The sequence below is a fragment of the Amycolatopsis australiensis genome (assembly GCF_900119165.1).
Lineage (GTDB): Bacteria > Actinomycetota > Actinomycetes > Mycobacteriales > Pseudonocardiaceae > Amycolatopsis > Amycolatopsis australiensis.
Map to the genome: position 1 here is coordinate 128,321 of NZ_FPJG01000006.1, position 25,062 is coordinate 153,382.

Sequence of the window (25,062 nt, forward strand, 5' to 3'; positions counted from 1 at the left end):
AACCCTCGTCCACGCCGCCTGGGGTGACGGCCGACACAGTCTTGCACCCACCACCGACAGAAACCGAAAATCAGCCCTCGACCAGGCGGGCGTAGACGACGATGTTGTCGACGTAGTTGTGCGCGCTCCGGTCGAAGACACCGCCGCAGGTGATCAGCCGCAGCTCGGGGCCCGCCGTGTCGTCGTAAACGCCTTCGCGTTCGAAGTCCTTTTTCGGCACCTGGTGAACCTTCGTCACCTCGAACACCGCGGTGGTGCCATCCTTTCGGGTGATCGAGACGCGGTCGCCGGGCGCCAGTTCCTTGAGCCGGAAGAAGATGCCCTTCTGGTGGTTGCCGTCGACGTGCCCGAGGACGACGGCCGGGCCGACCTCGCCCGGCGTCGGCGCGTAGCTGTACCAGCCGGCCTGCAGCGGCGTGGTCACCGGCGGTACTTCGATCGTGTTGTCCGCGTTGACGCCGAGCGGGATCAGCGACGAGTGCGCGCCGATCTTCGGGATGTCGATCGAGACGGGATCGGACTTCGGCAAGGCCGCGACGACGTGCTGGGCCTGCGGTTCCTGCGCGGACGCGACCGGCCGGGCGGGCGGCGGCTGCGCGGTGCCCGGGTCATCGTCTCCGCCGAGCGTCAGGACCAGCACTGCCAATGCGGCCAGCAGCGCGACGACGAGGGCGATCAGCACGCCGCGTCTGCTCGTGATTCTCGTGGTCATGCTCTCCCCCTCGTCGTAACGCGACACTTTCGGGTGAACCCGCCGACCGAAGCTACCCCGGCTCCCCGGTCAGCGGCGCCGTGCCCGCCGGGCGAGCACGAGACCGGCGCCGCCGGCCGCGAGCACACCCATCCCGGCGGCAGCAGCCAGCGGGGTGCCGGAGCCGTCGGCCGGGCCGTCGGTACCACCGGTCTGCGGTGCACCGGCGGGCACCTTCGCGACCTGCTTGGTGGCCTCTTTCGCGACCTGCCTGGGAACGACGTGGACGACCACGTCCGGCTCCGCCGCGTCGCAGAGCATCCCGACGCGGTAGTCGCCCGGCTTGGCGGTCAGCGAGACCTCGAAGGTCGCCTTGACCAGGTTGCCTTCGCCGATCGAGGTGACCTGCTTGCTCACCTCCTTGATCTCCGGCACGGTGGCGAGCAGGACGTCAGTGTTGCGGTGGTTGCGGAAACACCGCCCGCTGACCACGAATCTGTCACCGGGGTGGACCGTCTTCGGGTTGGCCGTGAGGTACGGGAACGGCGGCTTGTGCATCGGGCCGGTCGGCGTTTCCGCGGCGAAAGCCGCCGGAGTGCCCAGCAGCAGCCCAGCCGAGACACCGGCGACAACAAACGTCCTACGCATTGTTTCTCCCCTTTTTTGGACAGCGCGAATACCGCGGAGAATTTCCTCGATTTCAGCTCACGGACACCGTTCACGGCCCCCTGCCTCGGCTTTCCCGCTCGCCTATGCCTTGGAAGACGCCCAGCACGCGCCGGGGTTGCGCGCGTTCACAACGAATCGGCCGACATGAAAAAACCACCCGGGAGCGCGGCTCCGAGGTGGTTCCTTCTGCTCAGCGGATCAACCGGCCATGCTGCCGTCGCCCGCTTTCGCGGCGCCGGACGGCACCTTCGAAACCTGCGGTGCCGGCACCGTGAACTGCGTCGTGTAGTTCTGCTCGCTGCAGGACACCGTCAGCTCGTACGTCCCGGCCGGGGTGCCCGGCTTGAGCGCGACGTCGGCGCTGACGTTCGCGTCGACGCCCATGAACGGGCCCGGCGTGTAGTTGGAAAACGTCAGCACTGGCGACGTGAAGGTCGGCTTGTCCCCCGCGCACTTGGCCAGCGCCACGTTCGGCGCGTCGCGGACGTACTTGTTCACGAGCGTCTGGTTGACCGCCGTGTTGGCGTTGAGCTGGACGAAGCCCGGCGGCGGCGTGGCAGGCGCCGGACTGGTGCTCTGCTGCGCCGTCGCGGGCGCCGCCAGCGCCGTTGCCCCGAACACCGCTGCCGCAACGAAAACCACCGTCTTGCGCACCTTCGCACCCTTCGCGTCCTTCAGCCTTACAACCGACAAGACGCGAAGGGCGTGAAGGGGTTGCGTGCTTCGTCAGTCGAGATCGTCGTGGCGCATGAGCTGGCGTCCGGCCTCGGTGATCGAGCCCGAGAGCGACGGGTACACCGAAAATGTCAGTGCCAGGTGGTCCACTGTGAGCTGGTTCTGGACGGCGAGCGCGATGGGAAGGATGAGCTCGCTCGCCTGCGGCGCCACGACGACACCACCGACGACCACGCCGGTGGCGGGGCGGCAGAACAGCTTCACGAAGCCTCGGCGGAGGCCCTCCATCTTCGCGCGCGCGTTGGTGGCCAAGGGCAGCATGATGGTGCGCGCGGGCACCTCGCCGGAGTCGATCGCCTGCTGGCTGATGCCGACGGTGGCGATCTCCGGGTGGGTGAACACGTTGGCGGCGACGGTCTTGAGCTTGATCGGCGCGACGCCCTCGCCCAGCGCGTGCCACATCGCGATGCGGCCCTGCATGCTCGCCACCGAGGCCAGCATCAGCACGCCGGTGCAGTCGCCGGCGGCGTAGATCCCGGGAACGGAGGTGCGCGAAACGCGGTCGACGGTGATGAATCCGCCGGGGCCGGGCGAGATGCCGACCTTGTCGAGGCCGATGTCCTTGGTGTTCGGGACCGACCCGACGGTCATCAGCGCGTGGCTGGCTTCGATCACGCGGCCGTCGGCGAGGAAGATCTCGACGCCCTTTTCGGTGCGCTCGACGCGGTCGGCGCGCGCCTGCTTCGCGACGGTCGTGCCGCGCTGGGAGAAGACCTCTTCGAGCACCGCGGCGGCGTCGGCGTCTTCGTGCGGGAGGACGCGGTCGCGGCTGGAGACGACGGTGACCTTGACGCCCATCTCGGTGTAGGCGGACGCGAACTCGGCGCCGGTGACACCGGAGCCGATCACGGCGAGGTGCTCCGGCAGCTCCTCGAGCTCGTAGAGCTGACGCCAGTCGAGGATGCGCTCGCCGTCCGGCACGGCACCGGGCAGCACGCGCGGGGTCGCGCCGGTCGCGATCAGGACGACGTCGGCGGGCAGCGTCTCGGTGCCTTCGGACGTCGTGACGGCGACCTTGTGCGTCGCGAGGCCGGGCTCGTCGTCGCTGAAGCGGGCTTCGCCGATGATGACGCGGACGCCTTCGCGCTGGACGCGGGCGCGGATGTCGGCGGACTGGGCGAGCGCGAGACCCTTCACGCGGCCGTGGACGGTCGGGAGGTCGATGCTGGTGTCGGCCAGGTCGGTGTTGATGCCGAGCTCGCCGAGGTCGTGCATCTTGGCCAGCGCGCCCGAACTCGCGATGAACGTCTTCGAGGGGACGCAGTCGTAGAGGACACAGGCACCGCCCAGGCCGTCGCGCTCGACGATCGTGACGTCGGCGCCGTGCTGGGCCGCGACGAGCGCGGCTTCGTAGCCGGCCGGGCCCCCGCCCATGATCACGATCCTGGTCACCTGGCTCCTCCTTCGACAATCCGTGCGGTGCTCTCACCGTACGCGGCGAAGGTGACCGGACACTGAAGTGGGCGAACACGGCGAGTGCGTCCACTCGGGTGCGGGAGGTGTCGCTACGCTGTCGGCGTGCCGTTGTATGCCGCGTACGGATCGAACATGGAGCCCGCCCAGATGCTGGAGCGCGCGCCGCACTCGCCGATGGCCGGCACCGGCTGGCTGGAGGGCTGGCGCCTGACCTTCGGCGGCGAGGACCTCGGCTGGGAAGGTGCCCTGGCGACGATCGTCGAGGACCCGGGTTCGCGGGTCTTCGTCGTCCTCTACGACGTGACGCCGCTGGACGAGGCGGGCCTGGACCGGTGGGAGGGCGGTGAACTGGGGATCCACACGAAGATCCGCCTGCGCGTCCAGACCATGGACGGCTCGGCGCTCGCGTGGCTCTACGTCTTGGACGCCTACGAGGGCGGGTTGCCTTCGGCCCGGTACCTCGGGGTCCTGGCGGACGCCGCCGAGGCGGCCGGCGCTCCGGCCGACTACGTCGAGGACCTCCGGACGCGTCCCTGCACCGGCATCACGGGCTGATCGGCTCCGCACGCAACCGAGGGCGAGATGCGGCAACGCCCTGTGGATACCTCGGCGGCTCGGGCGGTCGGTGACGCGGTCCCGCACATGGTCCCGAAGCCTTCGGAGAGGATCCGGCGGCAGACCGCGGATGCCCGTTTCGACGGCCGCCAAGGCGGTTCGCTCGCCACCCAGGCACAGCAATCACTCAGCGATCGCAGGCCATCGGTTTCGAGTACGACGTGCTGCTCGTCCGGCGGTCGAAACCCCATGCGGCACAAGGGAAGCGCACAGCCGCTGCCGCCCGGTCGGTAGAGCGGGTGAGTCGGCGCCTGGCCCACCGCGCGCTGCCATGAGCGGACGCCAAGGCTTGGCGGACGGCACGCTCCCGAAGTACTTCGACGGCCCCGCGCATTGATCACCCGACCGTGAACGAGGCCCTTCCGGCACCGCCGGAAGGGCCTCGTCAGCAGCCTGTGGACAACCTGGCCGACCTGTGGACAACTCGGCCTGAGCGGGGTCAGGCGAGGGACGTCAGAGCGGTGTGGACCAGGGTCCGGACTCCACAGAGGAGAGCACGTTCGTCCAGGACGAAGGTGGGGCGGTGGATGTCCGACTGCGGGTCCGGGGATCCCGGCCACACGCCCAGGCGGGCGAAGGCTCCCTGGATGTGCTCCAGGTACCAGCCGAAGTCCTCGCCGCCGGAGGACTGCTCCGTCGAGGCCACCGCGCGCTCGCCAAGGGCCGCCTCCGCGCCCGCGCGCATCAGGGCCGTCGACTCCGGGTCCGACACCACCGGCGGGACGCCGCGGCGGTAGTCCAGCGAGAAGCCGACGCCCGTCGGAGCCAGCAGGGACTGCACCGACGACGCCACCAGTGGCTCCAGCGCCGTCCAGACCTCGTGGTCCGCCGTCCGCAGCGTGCCGCGCAGGACGCCGTCCTGCGGGACCGCGTTCGCCGCCTGGCCCGCGTGCACCGCGCCCCAGACCAGCACCGTTCCCGAGCGCGGGTCGACGCGCCGCGACAGCAGCGCGGGCAGCCCGGTGATCACCGTGCCCAGCGCGTGGACCAGGTCGGCCGTCAGGTGCGGGCGGGACGTGTGCCCGCCCGGCGACGTCAGCCGCAGCTCGATCAGGTCCGCGGCCGACGTCAGCGCGCCCACGCGCATCCCGATGCGGCCCACCTCCAGGCGCGGGTCGACGTGCAGGCCGTAGATCCGCTCGACGCCGTCCAGCGCGCCCGCCGCGATCATGTCCAGCGCGCCGCCGGGCATGACCTCCTCGGCGGGCTGGAAGATCAGCCGCACCCGGCCGGGCAGCTCGGGCGCGCCGGCCAGCGCGCGGGCCGCGCCGAGCAGGATCGCCGTGTGGGCGTCGTGGCCGCACATGTGGGCCGCGCCCTCGACGGTCGAGGAGTACGGCAGCCCGGTCGCCTCGGTGAGCGGCAGCGCGTCCATGTCCGCGCGCAGCGCCACGCACCGCTCGCCGCTGCCGATGTCGCAGACGACGCCCGTGCCGGCCGGCAGCACCCACGGCTTGAGCCCGACGGCGCGCAGCAGCGTGACGACCAGTTCCGTGGTCGCGAACTCGTGCCGGGACAGCTCCGGGTGCGCGTGGATGTGCCGCCGCCAGGCGAGCACGTCGGTCGCGTTGGCGCGCAGCCAGTCGTCCAGCCAGAACGGGCCGCGGCCCGCACCAAGGTCCTCCACGGGAGCCATGCTTACGCCGGCTTCGGAAATGAGCGCTTCGGACCCCTCCATGGGGTTGATGATGCGCCCATGGGGGTCGCCTGGAACGTCCGGTCGTGAGTCGAGCACCGTCACGCCGCACCTCCTCCCGCAACACGGGTAACCCGCGCGGCGGCTGGGGTCACGCAACGTGCCGATCGATCTGTCGTACGCATTTGCAGACGATCGTGCACCATGCAGCCGGCAAGGCGCGCCTCGAAAACGGCCGTCCTAGATGGCCGGTACCGGATCTGCGTTGAACGGCGCGCGGGAGTTCGGCAACGCCGAACGCCGTTCCCGCGTCAGGACCCCTTGGCCCGCTTCGAACGGATCCGCCTGCCCCAGATGACGATCGCGAGCAGGACGACCGCGACCACCCCCGCGATCAGCTTGTTCTTGGTCTTCTCGCTGTTCGCCTTGTCGGTCTGGGCCGGGTCGAGGACCGGGCCGGGCGGCTGGGTCTGCACCGGCACCAGCACGGGAGAAGCGTGCGCCACGGTCACCGTGACGGCCGCCGTGCGCACCGGCTCGGCCAGCGCCGGCGACGCGGTGAACAGCACCGCGCCGAGCACCCCGACCAGGACCAGACCCCGCAGTTTCGCCATGTCATCCCTTCGCCTCGCCAGGCATTGTGCCCGCGGACCGCCCGGGGTGTCAGCCACCGCGCGGTGGACTGAACGCGTCGAGGATCCGCTGAGCACCGAGGGTAGCCGTCAGCTCACCGTCCCGCACCGCCCGTTCGACGTCGGGAACGACCGTTCGCACGTCCGGATGCGCCGCCAGCCGACTCAGCAGCTGTTCGCGGACCATCGCCCACGTCCAGTCGACCTGCTGCTGCCGCCGCCGCGCCGCCAGCTCGCCGGACGCCGTGAGCGTGTCGCGGTGCTTCTCGATCGCACCCCAGACCTCGTCGAGCCGCAGGTTGTGCAGGCCGCTGCAGGTCAGCACCGGCGGGGTCCACGACGCCTCGGGCCCGTAGATCATCCGCAGCGCGCCGGACAGCTCCCGCGCGGCGCGCCGCGCGTCCCGCTCGTGGTCGCCGTCGGCCTTGTTGACCGCGATGACGTCGGCCAGCTCCAGCACGCCCTTCTTGATGCCCTGGAGCTGGTCGCCGGTGCGGGCCAGGGTGAGGAACAGGAAGCAGTCGACCATGTTCGCCACGGTCACCTCGGACTGCCCGACGCCGACCGTCTCCACCAGCACGATGTCGTAGCCGGCGGCCTCCATCAGCACGATCGTCTCACGGGTCGCCCGCGCGACGCCGCCGAGCGTGCCGGACGTCGGCGACGGCCGGATGAACGCCCGTTCGTCGACCGCCAGCCGCGCCATCCGGGTCTTGTCGCCGAGGATCGACCCGCCGGTGCGCGTCGACGACGGGTCGACGGCCAGCACGGCGACGCGGTGCCCCGCCGCGGTCAGGTCCGTGCCCAGCTGATCGATGAATGTCGACTTGCCGACACCGGGCACGCCGGTGATGCCGACGCGCTGGGCGCCGCCCGCCGACGGCAGCAGCTCGACCAGCAGCTCCTGGGCCAGCGCCCGGTGGTCCTCCCGCTGCGACTCGACCAGCGTGATCGCCTTCGACAGCGTCCCGCGGTCGCCCGCCAGGACGCCCTTGGCGTAGGCGGTGACGTCGATCTTGCGCGGCAAGGGTCAGGACTCCCGCGCCGACAGCTGGCCGAGCAGGTCGATGGCCGCGTCCGCGAGCACCGTGCCGGGTCCGAAGATGGCCGCCGCCCCGGCCTCGCGCAGCGCCGGGTAGTCCTGCGGCGGGATGACGCCGCCGACGACCACCATGATGTCCTCGCGGCCCAGCTCGGCCAGCTCGTGGCGCAGCGCCGGCACCAGCGACAGGTGGCCGGCGGCCAGCGACGAGACGCCGACGACGTGCACGTCCGCCTCGATCGCCTGGCGGGCGACCTCGGCCGGGGTGGAGAACAGCGGGCCGACGTCGACGTCGAAGCCGAGGTCGGCGAAGCCGGTGGCGATCACCTTCTGGCCGCGGTCGTGGCCGTCCTGGCCCATCTTCGCGACGAGGATCCGGGGTCGCCGGCCCTCCTCCGCGGCGAACTCCTCGACCAGCGCACGGGCCTTCTCGACGTTCTGCGTCTTCCCCACCTCTTCCCGGTACACCCCCGAGATGGTCCGAATCTGGCCGGAGTGCCGGCCCCAGACCTTCTCGAGCGCGTCGGAGATCTCGCCGACCGTGGCCTTCGCGCGGGCCGCGTCGATGGCCAGCTCCAGGAGGTTGCCGCCGTTCTGGGCGCCTTCGGTGAGCCGCCGCAGGGCGTCCTCGGTCGCGGCCGGATCCCGCTCGGCGCGCAGCCGCCGCAGCTTTTCCAGCTGCTGGGCGCGGACGCCGGCGTTGTCGACCTTCAGCACTTCGATCTCGATGTCGTCGGTGACCTGGTACTTGTTGACGCCGATGACCGGCTGGCGGCCGGAGTCGATGCGCGCCTGGGTGCGCGCGGCGGCTTCCTCGATGCGCAGCTTGGGGATGCCCGCGTCGATCGCCTTGGCCATGCCGCCGGCCTGCTCGACTTCGGTGATGTGGCCCCACGCCTTGCGCGCGAGGTCGTAGGTCAGCTTCTCGACGAACGCGCTGCCGCCCCACGGGTCGATCACGCGCGTGGTGCCTGATTCCTGCTGCAGCAGCAGCTGCGTGTTGCGGGCGATCCGCGCGGAGAAGTCGGTCGGGAGGGCGAGGGCCTCGTCGAGGGCGTTGGTGTGCAGCGACTGCGTGTGCCCCTGAGTGGCGGCCATCGCCTCGACGCAGGTGCGGACGACGTTGTTGTAGACGTCCTGCGCGGTCAGCGACCAGCCCGACGTCTGGGAGTGCGTACGCAGCGAAAGCGACTTCGACGACTGCGGGTTGAAGCCCTTCACCAGCTTCGCCCACAGGAGACGCGCCGCGCGCAGCTTCGCGACCTCCATGAAGAAGTTCATGCCGATCGCCCAGAAGAACGACAGCCGCGGGGCGAACTTGTCGACGCTCAGCCCGGCGTCGACACCCGATCGGATGTACTCGACGCCGTCCGCGAGCGTGTACGCCAGCTCCAGGTCGGCGGTCGCCCCGGCTTCCTGCATGTGGTAGCCGGAGATGGAGATCGAGTTGTACTTCGGCATGTGCTGCGAAGTGAAGGCGAAGATGTCGGAGATGATCCGCATCGACGGCTGCGGCGGGTAGATGTAGGTGTTGCGGACCATGAACTCCTTGAGGATGTCGTTCTGGATGGTCCCCGCGAGCTGCTCCGGCTTCACCCCCTGCTCCTCGGCCGCGACGACGTAGAGGGCGAGCACCGGCAGCACCGCGCCGTTCATCGTCATGGACACCGACATCTTGTCCAGCGGGATGCCGTCGAAGAGCTGGCGCATGTCGTAGATCGAGTCGATGGCGACACCCGCCATGCCGACGTCGCCGGAGACGCGCGGGTGATCGGAGTCGTAGCCGCGGTGGGTGGCCAGGTCGAAGGCGACCGAAAGCCCCTTCTGCCCGGCGGCGAGGTTGCGCCGGTAGAAGGCGTTGGACTCCTCGGCGGTGGAGAACCCGGCGTACTGGCGGATGGTCCACGGCTGGTTGACGTACATCGTCGGGTACGGCCCGCGCAGGAACGGCGCGATGCCGGGGTAGGTGTGCAGGAAGTCCACATCGGACAGGTCGGCGGCGGTGTAGACGGGCTTGACGCCGATGCCCTCGGGCGTCTCCCAGGCCAGCGCGTCCGGGCCCTTGCCGGTGGCGTTCTCCACCGCGCGCGCCCACGTGCCGCGGTCGCCGGTGGCGGGCGTGCCGAGTTCGACGCCGGCGAAGTTCGGGATGGTCATCGCGCAACTCCCAGCTTGGCGTGCAGGCCGTTGAGGACTTCGAGGGCGTCGCACCCGGCGAAGACGTTCTCGTCGATGCCGTCGTACTCGCCCTTGCCCGCGAGCAGGACGTACTCGGCGCCGAGGGACGCGGCGACGTCGGCCGCCTGCGCGGAGTAGGCCTCGTCGGTACCGCAGATACAGGCGATCCGCGCCCCGCTCGCGCGGAAGGCGCCGGGCAGGTCGTCGGTCGCGCCCGGGTTGACGGCCTCGATGCCGCCGGCCTGGAACAGGTTCGCGGCGAAGCCGGCCCGCGCGGTGTGCGCGGCGACCGGCCCGAGGGTGGCGAGGAAGATCTTGGGCCGCGAGCCGTGCGAAGCGAGGTACGCGTCCGAAGCGTCGCGCAGCGCTTCGAAGCCTTCGGCGTACCGGTGCCGCGGCAGGCCGCCCTCCATAGTGGACTCGACGGGCTCGCGGACCACCGGCTTCTCGGCCAGGTCGGGGAACTCGCTGACGCCGGTGAGCGGGTCTCGCCGGGTGGCGATCCGCTTCGCGCGCTTCTCCCAGGTGGCGGCCAGCCGGGACGCCAGCGCGCCGGACGAAAGCTCGGCGACCAGGCCACCCGCGCCCTCGATGGCGGTGAACTCGGCCCACGCGGCGTGCGCGAGGTCGTCGGTGAGCTTCTCGACGTACCAGGAGCCGCCGGCCGGGTCGACCACGCCGGCCAGCTTGGACTCCTCCAGCAGCACGGCGTGGGTGTTGCGGGCGATCCGCGCCGAGAACGCGTCGGGCTTGCCGATCGCCGCGTCGAACGGCAGCACCGTGATCGCGTCCGCGTCGCCGACACCCGCGCCGAAGCAGGCGACCGTCGTGCGCAGCATGTTCACCCACGGGTCGCGCCGGGTCAGCATCGCGGGCGACGTCACCGCGTGCTGGCGCATCGGCGAGGAGAACCCGCAGACCTCGGCGACCCGGGCCCAGAGCCGGCGGGCCGCGCGCAGCTTCGCGATGGTGGAGAACTGGTCGGCGGTCGCGGCGAGCCGGAACTCCAGCTGGGCGGCCGCGGCCTCGACGTCGAGCCCCGCGTCCGTCAGCGCCCGCAGGTAGGCGACACCGGCCGCGATCAGCGCGCCCAGCTCCTGCGCGTCCGACCCGCCGGCTTCGTGGAACGGCAGGCCGTCGGCGACGACCGTGCGCACCTTCGGGTACTTCCCGGCGACACGCGCGGCGAGCGCGGCGGCCGGTCCGAGGTCGGCGGCCGAGCCGGTGCGCGCCGCCAGCCCGATCGGGTCGGCGCCGAGCACGGCGGTGGCCTCGCTCGCCGGGATCTCCCGCTCGTCGAACAGCGTCAGCAGTTCCGAAGCCGCTTCTTCGTAGTCGGCCCCCGCGTCGAGGACGACCGGGGCCAGGTCGAGGTAGACCTCGTTGAGCGCGTCGGCGACCGACGCGGGCGGGACGGCCAGCCAGATCGACGTCACGCCGCCTTCGAGGTCGGCGAGGATCGCCTTGTTGACCGCGCGGGCGTCGTCGCCGGCGAAGCGGGCCCGGACGTCCCAGCCGGTGCTGACGTGGCCTTCCGCCCGGGCGCCGCGCACGTACGGCGGCACGCCGGGGAAGCCGCTGTCCCACGGCACGTCTTCGGCCGTGTACAGGGGCTGGATCTCGATGCCGTCGTAGGTCCGCGTGACGAGCTTGCTCTCCGGGGCACCCTGGAAGTCTTCGGGCAGCTTGCCGCTCTTGCGCAGGACACCGGCGACGAGCTCCTGCCACTGCTCGCGCGTCGCCTGCGGGAACTCGGCCGCCAGGTCGAGTTCGGAGATCGGCGCTGACTCCGGACCGGCCACTTCAGTCATACCCAGTGATGGTAGAGGCACGGGCCGCGTCCGACCTGTGACTCTAGTCGCGCCCCTATGCGGATAAGGGTCGATCGGGTACGCCACAATTGGGGACGTGCCCCCATCCAGCGAAGAGACACGAGTGGTCGCCGGTCGCTACCGGCTGCGTTCGGTGCTCGGCTCCGGGTCCATGGGCACCGTCTGGTCGGCCTACGACGAGTTCCTGCACCGGCAGGTGGCCGTCAAGGAGATGAAGGTGCCGCCGGGCATCCCGGCGTCGCAGGCGGACGAGCTGCGGGAGCGGACGCTGCGCGAAGCCCGCGCGATCGCCGTGCTGTCCCACCCGAACGTGATCATCCTGCACGACGTCGCCCGCGAGGACGACCAGCCGTTCGTGGTCATGGAGCTGCTGCCTTCGCGCAGCCTCGCGCACATCCTGCGCGACCACGGGCCGCTGACCGTCGAGCAGGCCGCCGCGGTCGGCATCGCGGTGGCCTCCGCGCTGGAGGCCGCGCATGCCGCCGGCATCACCCACCGCGACGTCAAGCCGGGCAACGTCCTGGTGGCCAGCGACGGCCGGATCAAGCTCACGGACTTCGGCATCGCCCGCAACGTCTCCGAGGCGACCATGACCCGCACCGGGATCATGCTGGGCTCGCCCGCCTACATCGCGCCGGAGGTCGCCTCCGGCGGCGCCGTCACGCCGGCCGCGGACCTCTGGGGCCTCGGCGCGACGCTGTTCGCCGCGGTCGAGGGCGCGCCGCCGTACGACGCCGACGGCGACCCGCTGGAAACCGTCGGCAAGGTCGTCAACGGCAAGGTGCCCGAGCCGAAGGACGGGCCGCTGGCCGACGTCATCACCGCGCTGATGAAGAAGGAGCCGGGCGAGCGGATCACGCTGCGGGACGTCCGGCACCGGCTGTACCCGCTGCAGACGAAGACGCCGCTGGACCTCTTCGGGCCCGAACTGTTCCGCACCCCGGACGGGAAGAAGACGTCCGCGCAGCCGGACGCGACCGACACGCAGGTGATCAAGACCGTCCTGCCGGAGAAGCCGTCGAAGGCGGAGAAGCAGGCCGAGGGGTCGAGCAGCGAGCTGGCCGCCGACCCGGGCCCGCTGCCGTTCCTGCGCCCGCCCCCCTCGCCCGCGACCGACCCGCCGACGGTGTTCGTGCCGCCGCCGCCCGGGCCGGGACGGCGGACCGCGCGGGCCACGGCCGTGCTCGTCGCGGTGGCGATCCTGCTCTTCCTGCTGGCCGCGGGCGGCGGGTTCGCGCTGGCCAGGACGGTCGGCGGGCAGCCGCTGCTGCCCCCGGGCGGCGAGCCGGCGGCCACGTCGAACGGGCCCACCGAGCTGCCCGCGCCGGTGCTGGTGCGCCAGACCGGCGACGGCAGCTACGCGACCGGCGACGGCGGGCAGTTCGCCCTCGACGTGCCGGAGGGCTGGCAGAAGTTCTCCGCCACGCACAACACGAAGTTCGGGGTCAGCCTGGCCGTCCAGTACGTCTCGCCGGACGGGCGCCGGTCGCTGCGGCTGGAGCGGCTGGCGAAGTACTTCGGCCAGTTCCCCAACGACGACGAGTACATCGCCTGGCTGAAGCAGTCCAACTCCGGCAACGCGCTGGAGCTGTTCCCGCCGCAGCCGCTGCCGGACGGCAAGGGCACGACGCTGGTCTACCGCATGGCCGAAGGCGGCAGCCAGCACCCGGGCGACGGCGCCGGCGGCACCCGCGTCACGTTCGCGAACCTGGTCAGGGCGGGCACCAGCCTGTGGATCCTCTCGGTCACCGCGCCCGCCGAGCAGGAGAACGCGGCCAAGGCGGACGTCTTCGACCCCATCGCCCGCACGCTGAGCGTCACGGACTAGGTGTACTGCCCGGGGAGGTAGCCGATGCGAGCCGGCCCCCAGCGGCGGGCGAGCCGGGCCTTGATGACCCGCCGCTCGGTCCACGTCGGCGTCCGCCCTGCGCTGGTCCGCGGCCGGCTGGACCGTCGAGCATCCCTGTTCACCCTGGTCGCAGTAGCGAGCGGCCCATCGGGCGGTGGTGAAGACCGACACCTGGAAACTAGGGCGCCCGGTCCAGCAGCTCACGGGAGGCGAACTCCTGGGCGACGTGACGCAGGCCGGTGAAGATCCGGTCGCCCAGCACCGTGGCGATCAGGCCGGCCTCGATGATCTTGTCGAACGACGTCAGCCCGGTCACCACCTCGACGTCGAGCTCCGCGACCCGCAGGGCCAGCACGAAGTACTCGTCGAGGCGTTCGGCCAGCTTCTCGTGGCCGAGCTCCTTCGCCGTGGCCAGCGCGGCGACCAGGTTGCCGACCGTCCGGTTCTCCTCCGGGTGCCACTTCCAGCCGTGACGGCGGGCGAGGTCCCGCAGCAGCTCCGATGCCCACTCCGCGGCCTCTTCCGACACCTTCGGGGGGTCGCCCGCGAGCTCCTGCTGGACGACGCCCATCGTCTCGTGCGGGGTCTCGCCGCCGTCGATCGCCGCGAGGACGGCGCCGACCGAGGCCAGTGGCAGGCCGCCGACCTCGGTGAGCGCCTTGATCAACCGCAGCCGCTGGACGTGGGCCGCGGAGTAGCGGGCCTGGTTCGGGCTCGTCCGCTCCCCCGGCGGCAGCAGTCCTTCGCGCAGGTAGTACTTGACGGTCGCGACCGGCACCCCCGACTCGGCGCTCAGTTCGGCCATCCGCATGCGCATCCGCTCCGATCCCAGGGTCGGCCTCCGGGGCAACCCTGAAGACTCCTCAGCATGGATAGTTTAGCTTCCCATAACGGAGAGCTTGACTATCCATTCTGGGAGGAACCATGACCATCCTTGCCGACGTCCGGAACAGAACGCGCGGGTGGCACCGGCCGTCCGCGTTCGCGGCCGTCACCCTCGGCGTGGTGGCGGTGCTGTGCGTCGCCGCGCTGCTCGTCGACCACCGGACCCTCGGTGGCGCGCCGATCTGGGCCAAGCCGTTCAAGTTCGCCGTGTCCGGCGCGCTCTACTTCGCCACGTGGAGCTGGCTCGTCTCGCTGCTGCCGCGGTTCCGCCGCACAGCGGGCCTGCTGACGAACTTCCTCGTGCTGATCTTCGCCGCGGAGTACGTCCTGCTGGTGTTCCAGGCGGCACGCGGGCGGGCGAGCCACTTCAACAACGCGACGCCGCTGGACGCCGGGATCTACAACGTCATGGGCAAGATGATCATGGGCCTGTGGGTGGCGACGCTCGTGCTGACCGTGCTGGTGATGTTCACCGAGGTGGCGGACCGGGCGAGCTTCTGGGCCGTGCGCGCCGGCGCCGTGCTGTCGCTCGTGGGGATCTCGCTGGGCATCCTGATGACCAGCCCGACCGCGCAGCAGCGCGCGCAGTGGAAGGCAGGCGGGCAGCCGGACATGATCGGCGCGCACACCGTCGGGCTCGCGGACGGCGGCCCCGGCCTGCCGATCCTCGGCTGGAGCACGGCCGGCGGCGACCTGCGGATCCCGCACTTCGTCGGGATGCACGCGCTGCAGGTGCTGCCGCTGCTGGCGATCGGGCTCCTGGCCCTGGCCGGGCGTTTCCCGCGGCTGCGTGACGGCGTCGTGCGCGCGCGGCTCGTGCTGATCGGCGCGGCCGCGTACGCGGGCCTGACCGCGCTGGTCACCTGGCAGGCGCTGCGTGCGCAGTCGATCGTGCACCCGGACGCGGCGACGCTGGGCGCGGCCGCGGCGCTCGTCGCGGCCACCGGGCTGGGCTCGTGGGCGGCGGTGCGCACCCGATGACGCTGTTCGGTCTCGCGTTCCCGCTGGCGGCGCCGTTCTGGACGCTGATGATCCTGGCGCCGGCGTGGCGGTGGACGCCGCGGATCATGGCGTCGCCGTGGGTGCCGCTGCTGCCGCTGGCCTGCTACTTCGCACTCGTGCTGCCGCACTTCGGCGAGTGGGGGCCGGCGATGCTCCGGCCCGACCTCGGCGTGCTGCAGACGCTGCTGGCCACGCCGTGGGGCGCCGGGCTCGTCTGGGCGCACCTCATCGCGTTCGACCTGTTCATCGCCCGGTGGATGTACTTCGAAGGCCGGTCACGCGGGATTTCGCCGTGGATCGTGAGCCCGGTCCTGGTGCTGACGATCTTCCTCTCCCCGTTCGGGCTGGTCGTGTTCCTGGTGGTCCGGAGCGTCCGGATACGCTCGGCGGCATGAGTGAACACGAGGCCGCGAGCGCCATCGCCAAGCGCACCGGCGTTGACGCGCACGACATCGCGGTGGTCCTTGGCTCGGGCTGGCGCCCGGCGGCGGACGTCATCGGGGAGTGCGAGACGGAGATCCCGTTCGCCGAGCTGCCCGGCTTCACCACGCCCGGCGCGGTGGGGCACGGCGGCACCATCCGCTCGCTGAAGATCGGCGACAAGAACGTCCTGGTGATGCTGGGGCGGACGCACTTCTACGAGGGCAAGGGCGTCGACCAGGTGGTGCACAACGTGCGCACCGCGGCGGCGGCCGGCGTCCGGTCGGTGCTGCTGACGAACGCGGCGGGCGGGCTGCGCGAAGGGTTCCAGGTGGGGCAGCCGGTGCTGATCTCCGACCACCTCAACCTGACCGCGCGCTCGCCGATCGTCGGCGCGAACTTCGTCGACCTGACGGACCTGTACTCGAAGCGGCTGCGGGACATCGCCCGCGAAATCGACCCGTCGCTGGAGGAGGGCGTCTACGCCGGGTTGGTGGGGCCGCACTTCGAGACGCCGGCCGAGATCCGGATGCTGCGCACGCTGGGCGCGGACCTGGTCGGCATGTCGACGGTCCTGGAGGCGATCGCGGCCCGCGCGGCCGGGGTCGAGGTGTTCGGCCTGTCGCTGGTGACGAACCTCGCCGCGGGCATGACGGGCGAGCCGCTGAACCACGAAGAAGTCCTGGAAGCGGGCCGCGCGGCGGCGACCAAGATGGGCTCCCTGCTGCGCGAGCTGGTCACCCGCGCCTGACCCGAGCGCCCCAAGGCGGCCTTCGGTGCGTCAGACGCACCGAAGGCCGCCTTGGGTGCGTCTGACGCAACCAAGGCCACATTGGGGCGCGGTCAGGCCAGGGTCGGGAGCTGGGCCGCCACTTCGGCCGGGGACGGCATGGCGGCCACTTCGGCGGCCAGCGTGCGGGCCGCGTCGCGGACCGACGTGTCCGTCAGCAGCGTGCGGGCCTTTTCGGCGACGGCTTCGGCCGTGACCTCCGCGGCCAGCAGGCGGTCGCCGACTCCGGCCGCCAGCACCGCGTCCGCGTTGCTGAACTGGTCCGCGCCCTGCGGCAGGAGCAGCTGCGGCAGGCCCGCGCCGAACGCGCCGAGCGTCGTGCCGCTGCCGCCGTGGTGGACCACGAGGTCGACGTGCGGCAGCAGCTCCGACTGCGGGACCCACGCCTCGAGCCGGACGTTCGCGGGCACCTCGCCCAGCACCGCCGGGTCGACCGTCGGGCCCGTCGCGACCAGGACGTCGACGTCCAAACCGGACAGACCGGTGATCGCCGCGCCGAGGACGCCAGCGTGGCCCATCGCCGTGCCGAGCGTCAGGTAGACCAGCGGCCGCGACCGCTCCAGCACACCCGGCGGCAGCTCACCGGGCTCGCTCCAGCCGACCGGCCGCAGCGGGACCCGGCGCGTCCGCGCCAGGAAGTCCGGGTCCTGCACCGACTCCGGGCAGATGTCGATGAACGGCCCGGCGAACGCCAGGTCCTCGCCGACGTGGATGCCCAGCGACGCGCCGTGCGCGCGGATCGCGTCGCGGATCCGCGTCACCATCGGGTCGCCGGTCGACACGCGCCCGAACCCGTGGGCCACTGCCGGGATCCCGGCCTTCATCGCGGCGAACGTGCCACCCGAGTTGCCCGCCTCGCTCACGACCAGGTCGGGCCGGACGTGTTCGAACAGCGGCAGCAGGTCGGCGAAGAACCGCTCCGGCATGAGTTCGCCGAACACCTTCGCGACGATCGGCCCGAGCACCTCCGGCGGGATCTCGCCCGGCGGGCGCCGCGGCCCGGGCGGCCCCGACTCGGCGAACGCCTGGCCGAAGGCCTGCGAGATGGCGAGCCCGGCGGCCGCGGTCTCGAGCCCGGCTTTCGTCAGCTGTGGCAGGAAGTCTTCCGAAGTGGCGAAGACGACGTCGTGGCCCGCGTCGCGCGCGGCGACCGCCAGCGGGACGAGCGGGAACGTGTGACCGAAGGACCCCAGTGAGGTGAAGAGCAAGCGCACTCCCCCGACCCTAGCCCGTAGGCTGGCCCGGTGACACTGAACTCCACCCTGCGTGACGCCGCCTACCGCTGGATCGCCGACGACCCGGACGAGCACACCCGCACCGAACTGCAGGAAGTCCTGGCGAACGCGATGGGCGGCGACGCCGCGGCGGCCGGCGAGCTGGCGGACCGGATGGCCGGGCCGCTGGAGTTCGGCACCGCCGGCCTGCGCGGGCCGGTGCGGGCCGGGCCGAACGGGATGAACGTCGCCGTCGTCACGCGCACCACCGCCGGGGTGGCGGAATGGCTGAAGGCGCACGGGCACGCGGGGGCGCTGGTCGTGATCGGCCGCGACGCGCGGCACGGCTCGGAAGCCTTCGCCACCGTGGCCGCCGAGGTGCTCACCGCGGCGGGTTTCGACGTCAAGGTGTTCGGCCGCCCGTTGCCGACGCCGGTGCTCGCCTTCGCCGTCGGACGGCTCGGGGCGGTGGCCGGCATCCAGATCACCGCGTCGCACAACCCGCCCGCCGACAACGGCTACAAGCTCTACGACGCCACCGGCGGGCAGATCGTGCCGCCGTCGGACGGCGAGATCGAGCGGGCCATCCAGGCCGCGCCCGCCGCGGTGAGCGTCCCGCGGGCGCCCGGCGCCGAGGTCGTCGACCTGCTGGACCGCTACCTCGACGAGGTCGCGACGCTGCCGATGGGTTCCGAGCGCACGGTGCGCGTCGCGGCGACGGCGCTGCACGGCGTCGGTGCCGAAACGCTGCGCGCCGCGTTCGAGCGGGCCGGGTTCACCGACCTGCACCTGGTGGCCGCGCAGGAAACGCCGGACCCGGAGTTCCCGACCGTGGCGTTCCCGAACCCGGAGGAGCCGGGCGCGACGGACCTGCTGCTGGCGCTGGCGTCCGAAGTGGACGCCGACCTGGCCATCGCGCTCGACCCGGACGCCGACCGCTGCGCGCTGGGCGTGCGGGAGCGGGACGGGCGGTGGCGGATGCTGCGCGGCGACGAAACCGGCGTCCTGCTCGGCGCGTACGTCTTGTCCACAGTGGATCGCACGGTGCTGCCGGACCCGCTGGTCGCGACGACGATCGTCTCGTCGTCCATGCTCGGCGAGATCGCGAAGGCCGAAGGCGCCCGCTACGCCGAGACGCTGACCGGGTTCAAGTGGCTGGTCCGCGCCGGCGAAGGACTCGTGTTCGCCTACGAAGAAGCGCTCGGCCTCTGCGTCAACCCGGGTTTCGTGCGGGACAAGGACGGCATCGCCGCCGCCACGCTGGCCGCCGGGTACACCGCGCGGCTCAAGGCGGAGGGCCGCACGCCGCTCGACGTGCTGGACGAGCTGGCGCGGCGCCACGGCGTCCACCTGACCGACCAGGTTTCGCTGCGGGTCACGGATCTCGCCGTCCGCGGGCAGCTGATGGCGAAGGTGCGGGAGACGCCGCCGGCCGAGCTGGGCGGGGTCGCCGTGACGCTGACGGACCTGCTGCCCGACGCCGACGTGCTGCGCCTGACCGGCGAAGGCGTCCGCGTGGTCGTGCGGCCGTCCGGGACCGAGCCGAAGCTGAAGGCGTACCTGCAGGTCGTGGCGCCCGTCACGGATTCGCTGGCGGACGCGCGCGCGGCGGCGCAGGCTCGGCTGAGCGCGTTGCGGCAGAACGTCGAGGAGCTGCTCGCCTGATGCCGCGGCTGCTGATCGTGCACCACACGCCTTCGCCGTCGACGCAGGCGTTGTTCGAGGCGGTGCTGGCCGGCGCGACCCACCCGGACATCGAGGGGGTCGAGGTGGTCCGCCGGGCGGCGCTGGCCGCGACCGTCTCCGACGTCCTCGCCGCCGACGGCTACCTGCTGGGCACGCCGGCGAACCTGGGCAGCATGAGCGGCGCGCTGAAGCATTTCTTCGACACCATCTACTACCCGTGCCTCGACGCGACCCGCGGGCGGCCGTTCGGCTACTGGATCCACGGCAACAGCGACACGTCCGGGACCGAGCGGCAGCTGCTGGCCATCACCACGGGCCTGGCCTGGACGCAGGCGGCGGCCCCGGTGGTCACGACGGGCGAACCGGACAGGAAGACCCTGGACGCGTGCACCGAGCTGGGCGGCACGCTCGCGGCGACCTTGCCGGCCTGACTTTGCCGGTCCGGGAAAAGAAGGGGGCCTGTCACCGGAAGCCCTGGGGGTCGACCTCCGGCGACAGGCCGTTGGTCAAGGGATCGCCACGAGGGCGTTCGACCTTGGCAGGAGAAGCGTACTACAGACGGTGCGATCATGACGAGTCGAAGACGCGGGCGCCTCTCGTCTTGCGGTTCCGTACACCCCCAGGGTACGGAGAGCAAGACGAGAGGCGTGCCAACTGTAAACCACTGCATACGTTAGCTGTCAACATGTGCGTACAGTGGTTTCCCGGCTAGAATTTTCACGGCGGAAACCTAGGGGACGGGTATGGCACGGGAACGCACCTTCGCCGAGCGCCTGAGCGCCCTGATCGAGGCAGCTCGGGTCGACGGCCGCGCGCCGCACAGCTACCGGGAGATCTCGGCCGCCATCGAGCGGGCGGGCGGGCCGGCGATGTCGCCCGCCTACCTGCAGCAGCTCGCGACGGGCAAGCGCGTCAACCCGAAGATCCACTACGTCGAGGCGCTGGCGAAGCTGTTCGGCGTGCCGGTCACGTACTTCTTCGACGAAGAGGTGGCCGCGGTCCCGGCCGGGGAAGCGCAGCTGATGGCGATGCGGGCGCAGGAGCTCTCGCCGCAGGGACGGCGGCAGGTGATGGACCTGCTGGAGCTGGTGGAGCGCTACGAGCGGGCCGAACGCGAGGGCCGCAACCCCGAGGACGCCGCGCGATGAAGGAACGGGAGCTGCGCCGCCGCTGCCGCAAGCTGCTGAAGCAGCTCGACATCGGGCCGCCGCTCGACGTCGGCGTGCTGTGCACGCGGCTGGGCGAACAGCGCGGCAGGCCCATCCGGCTGATGGCCTACCCGCTGGAGGTGCCGGGCCCGTTCGGCTGCTGGATCGCGACGTCGTCGGCCGACTACATCTTCTACCAGGCCGAAACGACGAAATCCCACCAGGACCACATCATCCTGCACGAGCTCGGGCACATGCTGGCCGACCACCACCCGCACGGCGACGCCGAGCCCGCCGACTTCCTCCGCGGGCCCGCGCCCGGCCTCGACCCGGACGCCGTGCACCGCGCCCTGCGGCGCACGTCCTACGATGACGCGCACGAGTGGGAAGCCGAGACCGTCGCCACCATCATCCTCGAGTGGGCGTCGGTCCTGAACTACACGATCCCGCGGCGCGCTGCGGACCGGGATCTCCGCCGGATCCAGGGGGCGCTCGGCGATCACCAAGGGTGGTTGTGAGCACGCTTTTCAGCCCGGTGAACGTTGTCGCGTTGGTGCTGTTCGCCGCCGCTCTGGCGTGGCGGCTCTACCAGGTGACGCGTGCGCCGACGCTGCCGAACTGGGCGGTCACCGCGTGCGTGGCCGGGTTCGCCGCGGCGTTCCTGCTGCAGCAGCAGGTGGTTTCCGACGAGGTCGACGCGGTCTTCGGCCGCGGCGCGGCCCGGGTGGCCAACAACGCGCTGCTGGCGTGCGGCGTGTGCGCGCTGGTGATCTTCTTCCTCGGCTCGGCGCTGGGCCCCCGCCGCCACCGCCGGGTGGCGGCGGAGCTGGTGCCGCTGGCCGCGGCGATCGCCCTGATGATCGTCGCGATGGGCGTGACGCCGGCGCCACTGCGCGGGCTCCCGCTGGGACCGGCGACGATCCACGACACCGGCGTCGCCGTGTTCTACCTCGGGGCCGGCCTCTACCTCATCTACGGGCTCGTCGCCTGCACCACGTGGATCGTGCGGTACCAGCGGGTGGCGGACCGGAACCTGCGGATCGGGCTGCGGCTGAGCGCGGTCGGCCTGGCCAGCGCGGCCGCGGGCAGCGTCTTCCGCGCGTTGTACATCGTGGTGGCGTGGGTGTTCGGCCCGGTCGTGAAGGTCCTGCTGCTGCTCGGGGTGCCGTTCGTGATCGTCGGCGGGACGCTGTTCCTCGCCGGCGTCACCTACCCCGGGGTGCGGGCGCGGATCGCCGCGCTGCGCCGGCGCAGGCGGCACCGCCGCGAGCACCACGAGCTGGCTCCCTTGTGGACGGTCCTGGTGCGGGCGTTCCCCAGCATCGTGCTGCGGACGCCGCCGCGGCGGCGCGGCGAACGGCTTTCCCCGCGCAGCGTCCACCGCGTCTACTACCGCCGGGTGATCGAGATCCGCGACGGGCTGGTGCAGCTTTCGCCGTACCTGGACGCGGACTTCGGCGAGCTGGTCGCCGCCGATCCCGCCGCCGCGGCCGCCGCGCTGCAGGCGGCGCTGGCGCGGCACGCGGCGGCCGAGCCCAGTGACGGGCACGCCAAGCAGGTCCTGCCCGCCCCGGCGGACGACATCGAATCGGACGTCCGGCCGCTGCTCGCGCTGTCGGCCGCACTGGGAGAACGGGGAGTCACGTGGACACCGTGATCACCGCCGGCCGGGTGCTGCCGCGGCCGTCGGCGCCGGTCGAGGACGGCGCCGTGCTCGTGCGTGACGGCGTGATCGTGGCGGCCGGGCCGCGCGCGGACGTCGTCGCGCAGGCCGGGCCGGACGCCGTCCGGCACGACTTCCCGACCGGAACCGCGCTGGCGGGACTGTTCAACGTCCACGTGCACCTGGCCTTCGACGCGTCCCGCGAGATGCTGGCGCACTTCTCCGAGAGCGACGACCTGCTGGAGGGCGCGCGCTCGCGGCTGACGTCGATGCTGCGCAGCGGCGTGACGACCGTGCGGGACCTCGGCGACCGCGGGCACCTCGGCGCGGCGGTCCGCCGGTCCTTCGCGGGCGAGGTCGCGCCGCGGCTGCTGGTGTCCGGGCCGCCGATCACCGTGCCCGGCGGGCACTGCCACTTCTTCGGCGGCGAGGTGTCGTCCGACGACGAGATCCGGGCGCTGATCGACGCCAACGCGGCGGCGGGCGCCGACGTGATCAAGGTGATGGCCAGCGGCGGCCAGATCACCGAAGGCGGCGCCGACATGTGGGAGTCGCAGTTCGACGCGCGGCAGCTTTCGCTGGTCGTCGCACACGCGGCCACCCACGGCCTGCCGGTGGCGGCGCACGCGCACGGCGCCGACGCGATCGAGGCAGCGGTCGAGGCCGGCGTGTCGACGGTCGAGCACTGCAGCTTCCTGACCGGGCCACGCTCGTCCGACCGCCGCGACGCCGTGGCGGCGAAGATGGCGGCCGACGGGATCTCGGCCTGCTCGACGAGCAGCCGCAACTGGCGGGTGATCGTCGAGAAGCTCGGCGACGAGGTGGCGCAGGCGATGTACGGGCGCCTGCCGTGGCTCGAGGAACACGGGGTGCGGCTGCTGTCCGGCACGGACGCGGGCCTGCCGGGGTCGGTGTTCGACGACCCGGTGGGGGCGCTGGAGCTGTACGAATGGCTCGGCTTCCCGCGGCGGCGGATCCTGGAGATCGCCACCGAGGACAGCGCCGCGGGCCTCGGCCTGGGTTCGGTGACCGGACGGCTCGAGGCCGGGCTCACGGCGGACGTCCTCGTGGTCGAAGGCGATCCGCTGGCGTCGCTGTCCGCCCTGCGGAACCCGCTCCTCGTGCTGGCCCAGGGCCGCGAGGCGTAGTTACCCGGCCGGGGAATGCCGACTTTGGTGACGCTGTTTTAAAACAGTGTTACTGTAGCGCCACCCCGACCCGAAGGAGTCCTCCGATGCACGGACCGACCCAGCTGTTCACGGTGATCGCCCTGGTCTCGCTGCCGACCGTGATGTACGGCGGTTACGCGCTGATGGGCGTCATGCGCGACCGCAAGCTCACCGAGCACCAGCGCGCGATGTTCCGCGCCGGCCACGCCCACGCCGGCGTCCTGCTGGTCCTCGCCCTGGTCGCGCTGCAGATCCTCAGCCGCACGACCCTCTCGGACACCACGCAGTGGATCGCCTGCTTCCTGCTGCTGTTCGGCATCCTCGCTCAATCGGGTGGATTCTTCGTCCACCTGATCCCGGGCAAGGGGTCGCTCGGCGGGCGCGTCACGTCCGTCGGTGCGGTGCTGCTGGCCGCGGCCACGCTGCTCACCGCGTACGGGGTCGCCTTCGCCTGAGCGCCGGTCGTTAAGCTGGTGACGTGCCTGAATACCTGCCGACCGCGCCCTACAAGGGGACCCGGGACTTCCTGCCCGCCGAAATGTCCGTGCGTACCCAGGTGTTCGGTCATCTCTACGACGTCCTGGAGCGCCGCGGCTTCCTCCGCTACGACGGCCCGATCCTCGAGTCGGCCGAGATCTACGAGCGCAAGTCCGGCCAGGAGATCGCGGACAAGCAGCTGTACACGCTGACCGACAAGGGCGGGCGACGGCTCGCGCTGCGCCCGGAGATGACGCCGTCGGTGGCGCGGATGATCGCCGGGAGCGCCAAGTCGCTGTCGTTCCCGGTCCGCTGGTACAGCCACCCGAACTGCCACCGGTACGAGGCGCCGCAGCGCGGCCGCGTGCGCGAGCACTGGCAGATCAACGCGGACATCTTCGGCTCGGACAGCGCCAACTGCGAGATCGAGATCTTCGAGCTGGTGCACGACATGATGGCCGCGCTGGGCGCGACGCCGGACATGTTCGTGCTGCGCGTCAACGACCGGAACCTGCTGACGTCGGCGCTCACCGACGTCGCCGGCGTCTCCGAGGACCACCTGTCCCAGGTATTCGCGCTGGTCGACCGCTGGGAGAAGTACCCGCGCGAGAAACTGGCCGAGAGCGCGGCGGAGATCGGGCTGTCGGACAAGCAGTTCGAGAAGCTGGCCGAGACGCTCGGCGCCGGCGAGGCGCTGCTCGACGAGCTGCCGTCCGAGGTCCGGGAGCAGTCGAACCTGGTCCGCGTGCTGAACAGCAGCGCGGGTTCGCTGGTGAAGTACGAGCCGATGATCGTGCGCGGGCTGGCGTACTACACGTCGACGGTGTTCGAGGTCTTCGACACCTCACCGGAGAACCGCCGTGCCCTGTTCGGCGGCGGCCGCTACAGCGACCTGGCTTCGATGTTCACGCCGCAGCAGATCCCGGGTATCGGGTTCGGCATGGGCGACGTGACGCTGATGGACTTCCTCGGCACGCACGGCCTGACCCCGGCCCCGCGCAGCGAGGTCGACGTGATGGTGATCCCGGTGACCGAGGACCTCTTCGACGCGGCCCGTTCCGTGGCGGGCTCGCTGCGCGCCGCCGGGCTGCGGACGTCGACCCCGATCGAGCACCGCAAGCTCGGCAAGGAGCTGACCCGCGCGGACAAGGCGGGCGCGGTGGCGGTGGTGATCGTCGGCCAGGAGGACTGGGCGGCGGGGAACGTGACCGTCCGCAGCCTGGCGACGCGGGAGCAGAACCCGGTCCCGGTCGCGGAAGCGCCCGCGGCGGTCGCGGCGTTGCTGTGACACAGCGGTATCGCGCGTGCTGCCC

24 protein-coding genes and 1 pseudogene are annotated in these 25,062 nt (G+C 71.8%); 13 read left to right on the forward strand and 12 right to left on the reverse strand.

Annotation, left to right across the window (positions count from 1 at the left end):
* Positions 1-70: 70 nt before the first annotated feature.
* The 4 genes from BT341_RS01630 to BT341_RS01645 all read right to left on the reverse strand — a co-directional run bounded on the left by BT341_RS01630 (position 71) and on the right by BT341_RS01645 (position 3,487).
* Positions 71-712: a class F sortase gene (locus BT341_RS01630; protein ID WP_072474572.1), complete on the reverse strand. Its 642-nt coding sequence runs from the start codon at positions 710-712 to the stop codon at positions 71-73.
* Positions 713-781: 69 nt separating this feature from the next.
* On the reverse strand, positions 782-1,339 hold the full coding sequence (locus BT341_RS01635) for a hypothetical protein (protein WP_072474573.1): 558 nt from the start codon (positions 1,337-1,339) through the stop codon (positions 782-784).
* 219 nt (positions 1,340-1,558) lie between these two features.
* Positions 1,559-2,014, reverse strand: coding sequence for a hypothetical protein (locus tag BT341_RS01640; protein WP_072474574.1), 456 nt, complete (start codon positions 2,012-2,014; stop codon positions 1,559-1,561).
* Between the two features lie 72 nt (positions 2,015-2,086).
* Positions 2,087-3,487, reverse strand: a complete 1,401-nt coding sequence (locus BT341_RS01645; RefSeq protein WP_072474575.1) for an NAD(P)H-quinone dehydrogenase — start codon at positions 3,485-3,487, stop codon at positions 2,087-2,089.
* Positions 3,488-3,613: 126 nt separating this feature from the next.
* Between BT341_RS01645 and BT341_RS01650 the strand changes: the two genes are divergently transcribed.
* Positions 3,614-4,066, forward strand: a complete 453-nt coding sequence (locus BT341_RS01650) for a gamma-glutamylcyclotransferase family protein (protein WP_218177718.1) — start codon at positions 3,614-3,616, stop codon at positions 4,064-4,066.
* A 499-nt stretch (positions 4,067-4,565) separates the two neighbouring features.
* Here the strand turns inward: BT341_RS01650 and BT341_RS01655 are convergent, their stop codons facing one another.
* From BT341_RS01655 to BT341_RS01675, 5 genes are all read right to left on the reverse strand, one after another.
* Positions 4,566-5,867 (reverse strand): amidohydrolase, encoded by a 1,302-nt coding sequence (locus BT341_RS01655; protein WP_143168456.1) that lies wholly within the window; start codon positions 5,865-5,867, stop codon positions 4,566-4,568.
* 206 nt (positions 5,868-6,073) lie between these two features.
* Positions 6,074-6,376, reverse strand: coding sequence for a hypothetical protein (locus BT341_RS01660; RefSeq protein ID WP_072474578.1), 303 nt, complete (start codon positions 6,374-6,376; stop codon positions 6,074-6,076).
* A 49-nt stretch (positions 6,377-6,425) separates the two neighbouring features.
* Positions 6,426-7,421: a methylmalonyl Co-A mutase-associated GTPase MeaB gene (meaB, locus tag BT341_RS01665; protein ID WP_072474579.1), complete on the reverse strand. Its 996-nt coding sequence runs from the start codon at positions 7,419-7,421 to the stop codon at positions 6,426-6,428.
* Between the two features lie 3 nt (positions 7,422-7,424).
* Positions 7,425-9,593 (reverse strand): methylmalonyl-CoA mutase, encoded by a 2,169-nt coding sequence (scpA, locus tag BT341_RS01670; protein ID WP_072474580.1) that lies wholly within the window; start codon positions 9,591-9,593, stop codon positions 7,425-7,427.
* Positions 9,590-11,425 carry a methylmalonyl-CoA mutase family protein gene (locus BT341_RS01675; protein ID WP_177328718.1) on the reverse strand — a complete coding sequence of 612 codons (1,836 nt, stop codon included), beginning with the start codon at positions 11,423-11,425 and terminating at the stop codon, positions 9,590-9,592. Before BT341_RS01675 ends, scpA begins: the two co-directional genes overlap by 4 nt.
* A gap of 124 nt (positions 11,426-11,549) precedes the next feature.
* Between BT341_RS01675 and BT341_RS01680 the strand changes: the two genes are divergently transcribed.
* Positions 11,550-13,274 (forward strand): serine/threonine-protein kinase, encoded by a 1,725-nt coding sequence (locus BT341_RS01680; RefSeq protein WP_072474582.1) that lies wholly within the window; start codon positions 11,550-11,552, stop codon positions 13,272-13,274.
* Between the two features lie 8 nt (positions 13,275-13,282).
* On the opposite strand, the pseudogene BT341_RS46245 reads toward BT341_RS01680, so the two are convergent.
* Positions 13,283-13,472 (reverse strand): annotated as a pseudogene (locus BT341_RS46245) (IS481 family transposase); the annotation flags it as partial.
* Between the two features lies 1 nt (position 13,473).
* The gene (locus tag BT341_RS01685; RefSeq protein WP_072481732.1) at positions 13,474-14,106 is read right to left on the reverse strand and encodes a MerR family transcriptional regulator; all 633 of its coding nucleotides are present in this window, start codon (positions 14,104-14,106) and stop codon (positions 13,474-13,476) included.
* Between the two features lie 113 nt (positions 14,107-14,219).
* Between BT341_RS01685 and BT341_RS01690 the strand changes: the two genes are divergently transcribed.
* Genes BT341_RS01690 through BT341_RS01700 form a run of 3 tightly spaced genes read left to right on the forward strand, consistent with a single transcriptional unit; the run spans position 14,220 to position 16,353 of the window.
* A complete protein-coding gene (locus tag BT341_RS01690; protein WP_072474583.1) occupies positions 14,220-15,161 on the forward strand; it encodes a hypothetical protein in 942 nt (313 codons plus the stop codon).
* Positions 15,158-15,577, forward strand: coding sequence for an ABA4-like family protein (locus tag BT341_RS01695; RefSeq protein WP_072481733.1), 420 nt, complete (start codon positions 15,158-15,160; stop codon positions 15,575-15,577). Before BT341_RS01690 ends, BT341_RS01695 begins: the two co-directional genes overlap by 4 nt.
* Positions 15,574-16,353, forward strand: coding sequence for a purine-nucleoside phosphorylase (locus BT341_RS01700; protein ID WP_072474584.1), 780 nt, complete (start codon positions 15,574-15,576; stop codon positions 16,351-16,353). Before BT341_RS01695 ends, BT341_RS01700 begins: the two co-directional genes overlap by 4 nt.
* Before the next feature lie 92 nt (positions 16,354-16,445).
* Here BT341_RS01700 and BT341_RS01705 read toward each other — a convergent pair whose 3' ends face one another.
* Entirely contained in the window at positions 16,446-17,606 is a 1,161-nt protein-coding gene (locus BT341_RS01705) for a glycosyltransferase (protein ID WP_072474585.1), read from the reverse strand.
* 30 nt (positions 17,607-17,636) lie between these two features.
* Between BT341_RS01705 and BT341_RS01710 the strand changes: the two genes are divergently transcribed.
* The 8 genes from BT341_RS01710 to hisS all read left to right on the forward strand — a co-directional run bounded on the left by BT341_RS01710 (position 17,637) and on the right by hisS (position 25,037).
* Positions 17,637-19,271, forward strand: a complete 1,635-nt coding sequence (locus BT341_RS01710) for a phospho-sugar mutase (RefSeq protein ID WP_072474586.1) — start codon at positions 17,637-17,639, stop codon at positions 19,269-19,271.
* Positions 19,271-19,723, forward strand: a complete 453-nt coding sequence (locus BT341_RS01715; protein ID WP_072474587.1) for a flavodoxin family protein — start codon at positions 19,271-19,273, stop codon at positions 19,721-19,723. The genes BT341_RS01710 and BT341_RS01715 overlap by 1 nt, the downstream gene beginning before the upstream one ends.
* Positions 19,724-20,035: 312 nt before the next feature.
* Complete coding sequence (locus BT341_RS01720; RefSeq protein WP_072474588.1) at positions 20,036-20,440, forward strand: helix-turn-helix domain-containing protein; 405 nt, start codon at positions 20,036-20,038, stop codon at positions 20,438-20,440.
* Entirely contained in the window at positions 20,437-20,958 is a 522-nt protein-coding gene (locus tag BT341_RS01725) for a hypothetical protein (protein ID WP_072474589.1), read from the forward strand. Before BT341_RS01720 ends, BT341_RS01725 begins: the two co-directional genes overlap by 4 nt.
* A complete protein-coding gene (locus BT341_RS01730; RefSeq protein ID WP_072474590.1) occupies positions 20,955-22,097 on the forward strand; it encodes an MAB_1171c family putative transporter in 1,143 nt (380 codons plus the stop codon). The genes BT341_RS01725 and BT341_RS01730 overlap by 4 nt, the downstream gene beginning before the upstream one ends.
* Complete coding sequence (locus tag BT341_RS01735) at positions 22,085-23,251, forward strand: amidohydrolase family protein (RefSeq protein ID WP_072474591.1); 1,167 nt, start codon at positions 22,085-22,087, stop codon at positions 23,249-23,251. Before BT341_RS01730 ends, BT341_RS01735 begins: the two co-directional genes overlap by 13 nt.
* An 86-nt stretch (positions 23,252-23,337) precedes the next feature.
* Positions 23,338-23,727: a hypothetical protein gene (locus tag BT341_RS01740; RefSeq protein ID WP_072474592.1), complete on the forward strand. Its 390-nt coding sequence runs from the start codon at positions 23,338-23,340 to the stop codon at positions 23,725-23,727.
* A gap of 23 nt (positions 23,728-23,750) precedes the next feature.
* The gene (gene hisS / locus BT341_RS01745; protein ID WP_072474593.1) at positions 23,751-25,037 is read left to right on the forward strand and encodes a histidine--tRNA ligase; all 1,287 of its coding nucleotides are present in this window, start codon (positions 23,751-23,753) and stop codon (positions 25,035-25,037) included.
* The last annotated feature ends 25 nt before the right edge of the window (positions 25,038-25,062 follow it).

What these genes read in the sequence shown, in the direction of transcription:
- BT341_RS01720 (WP_072474588.1), top strand. Translation starts at nt 20,036, where the DNA reads ATGGCACGGGAACGCACCTTCGCCGAGCGCCTGAGCGCCCTGATCGAG.
- BT341_RS01660 (WP_072474578.1), bottom strand. Translation starts at nt 6,376, where the DNA reads ATGGCGAAACTGCGGGGTCTGGTCCTGGTCGGGGTGCTCGGCGCGGTG.
- BT341_RS01740 (WP_072474592.1), top strand. Translation starts at nt 23,338, where the DNA reads ATGCACGGACCGACCCAGCTGTTCACGGTGATCGCCCTGGTCTCGCTG.
- BT341_RS01715 (WP_072474587.1), top strand. Translation starts at nt 19,271, where the DNA reads ATGCCGCGGCTGCTGATCGTGCACCACACGCCTTCGCCGTCGACGCAG.
- BT341_RS01635 (WP_072474573.1), bottom strand. Translation starts at nt 1,339, where the DNA reads ATGCGTAGGACGTTTGTTGTCGCCGGTGTCTCGGCTGGGCTGCTGCTG.
- BT341_RS01685 (WP_072481732.1), bottom strand. Translation starts at nt 14,106, where the DNA reads ATGCGGATGGCCGAACTGAGCGCCGAGTCGGGGGTGCCGGTCGCGACC.
- BT341_RS01690 (WP_072474583.1), top strand. Translation starts at nt 14,220, where the DNA reads ATGACCATCCTTGCCGACGTCCGGAACAGAACGCGCGGGTGGCACCGG.
- BT341_RS01700 (WP_072474584.1), top strand. Translation starts at nt 15,574, where the DNA reads ATGAGTGAACACGAGGCCGCGAGCGCCATCGCCAAGCGCACCGGCGTT.
- BT341_RS01695 (WP_072481733.1), top strand. Translation starts at nt 15,158, where the DNA reads ATGACGCTGTTCGGTCTCGCGTTCCCGCTGGCGGCGCCGTTCTGGACG.
- BT341_RS01630 (WP_072474572.1), bottom strand. Translation starts at nt 712, where the DNA reads ATGACCACGAGAATCACGAGCAGACGCGGCGTGCTGATCGCCCTCGTC.
- BT341_RS01675 (WP_177328718.1), bottom strand. Translation starts at nt 11,425, where the DNA reads ATGACTGAAGTGGCCGGTCCGGAGTCAGCGCCGATCTCCGAACTCGAC.
- scpA (WP_072474580.1), bottom strand. Translation starts at nt 9,593, where the DNA reads ATGACCATCCCGAACTTCGCCGGCGTCGAACTCGGCACGCCCGCCACC.
- BT341_RS01725 (WP_072474589.1), top strand. Translation starts at nt 20,437, where the DNA reads ATGAAGGAACGGGAGCTGCGCCGCCGCTGCCGCAAGCTGCTGAAGCAG.